This window comes from Aquibacillus saliphilus (assembly GCF_020404745.1).
Lineage (GTDB): Bacteria > Bacillota > Bacilli > Bacillales > Amphibacillaceae > Aquibacillus > Aquibacillus saliphilus.
In genome coordinates this window covers 1-1841 of sequence record NZ_JAIZAP010000036.1, presented here as the reverse complement: position 1 = coordinate 1841, position 1841 = coordinate 1, and the positions used below count along the sequence as shown (strand labels likewise).

Genomic DNA, 1841 nt, shown 5'->3' with positions numbered 1-1841 from the left:
ACGCTGAGTGAGAATAACCCCGGGGTGAGTGCGCATTCCGGGACGTTGAGTGAGAATAAATCCGGGGTGAGCGCGCATTCTGGGGCGCTGAGTGAGAAAAAATCCGGGGTGAGCGCGCATTCCGGGACGCTGAGTGAGAATAAACCCGGGGTGAGTGCGCATTCCGGGAGCTGAGTGAGAATAAATCCGGGGTGAGTGGTATTCTGTCAATAAAATAGACATATAAAAATGAGTAGCTAAATTGTTTAATACTAGTTAGACTTACTTTCTAATGCTTTTTTTGAGGTGAAGAGTTAATTCAACTTTTCACCTCTACATTAAATTGATTACTTTATGAGATGATTTCTTCTAATCTAAAATCATACTCGCGCTCATATTTATTAGGTGACAAATAACCTAGTGTTGAGTGTTTTCTTCTTTCATTGTAAAAGTTGCTAATGTAATAGTTAACAGCCTTTTCCGCCTCTTCTCGGGTTTTAAAGCGCCTTCTATACACTAAATCTTTCTTAATAGTAGCGTGAAAAGACTCGATACAAGCATTGTCATATGGATTTCCCGTTCTACTCATACTAATTTTCATGTTATTCTCATTCAGTTTATGAATGTAATTATTTGAACAGTATTGAGAGCCTCGATCAGAGTGATGAATTAACCCTTCCTCAGGTTGACGAGTGGTTATTGCCATTCTTAATGCCTTTAACACTAACTCCTTGGTAATGTTTCGTCCTGCGCTCCAGCCAACTACTTTTCTGGAAAATAAATCCATAACAGTTGCGAGATAAAGCCATCCTTCTAACGTTCTAATGTAAGTAATATCCGTTACCCAGACTTCATTAGGGTTTTCTGCACCAAAATTCTGGCCCAGGATATTTGGGTAAATAGGGAGATCATGATCGGAATCTGTAGTCACTACATACGTTTCCTCTGGCGTTGCCCTTAAGCCCATCTCTTTCATAAATCGAGCTACTGTCTTTTGAGATACAACGTATCCCCATTCAACAAGGTCATCATGGACTCTAGGACTACCGTACGTCCCAAAACTCTCATGAAAGGACTTCTTAATCTTTTGTTTAATTTCTTCTCTTCTTTCCTCTTTTTCAGTCGGGTTTCGCTCATAGTTTTTTAACCAATTATAATAACTACTCTTAAAAGCATTCAGTACGACGCACATCCTCACAACGGAGTATTCATCTCTATGGGTATAGATGAATTCGAACTTCACTCTTGGTTTTGCGTGAAGATGTGCATGGCCTTTTTTAGAATCTCGGTCTCCTCCCTAAGCTTATCGATTTCTTTTCGGTGTACTTCTTTAAGCTTCTTCACCTCAGTAGGAGTCATATAACCAACCGGATCATTAGCCGCATTCACTTTCTTTTTATGGCTTTGTACCCACCTTCTTAACGTACCAAGAGGTATTTCCAATTCATGTGCAACATCAGTTGCGGTTCTACCTTCCTCCACGATTAACTTCGCTACATACTCTTTGTATTCATCATCATAATGCTTCCCCATTTAAAAACACGCCCTTTTCAATAGTTACTTTAATTATAACTGAATACTCATTTTGACGTGTCCACTTTTTAGACTAACTTAATGAGTGCGCATTCCGGGGCGCTGAGTGAGAATAAATCCGGGGTGAGCGCGCATTCCGGGACGCTGAGTGAGAATAAATCCGGGGTGAGCGCGCATTCCAGGACGGCGAGTGAGAATAAATCCGGGATGAGTGCGCATTCCGGGACGCTGAGTGAGAATAAACCCGGGGTGAGCGCGCATTCCGGGACGCTGAGTAAGAATAAATCCAGATTGAGTGCGCATTCCGGGACGCTGAGTGAGAATAAATC

3 protein-coding genes are annotated in these 1841 nt (G+C 41.7%); all 3 read right to left on the bottom strand.

Annotated features, from left to right (window positions below):
• Window positions 1–331: 331 nt before the first annotated feature.
• Window positions 332–1222, bottom strand: a complete 891-nt coding sequence (locus LD272_RS21220) for an IS3 family transposase (protein WP_226038591.1) — start codon at window positions 1220–1222, stop codon at window positions 332–334.
• Window positions 1219–1512: a transposase gene (locus tag LD272_RS21215; RefSeq protein ID WP_226038590.1), complete on the bottom strand. Its 294-nt coding sequence runs from the start codon at window positions 1510–1512 to the stop codon at window positions 1219–1221. Before LD272_RS21215 ends, LD272_RS21220 begins: the two co-directional genes overlap by 4 nt.
• Window positions 1513–1580: 68 nt before the next feature.
• Window positions 1581–1841 (bottom strand): hypothetical protein (locus LD272_RS21210; protein WP_226038589.1); only part of this gene is annotated, 261 nt, incomplete at its 5' end.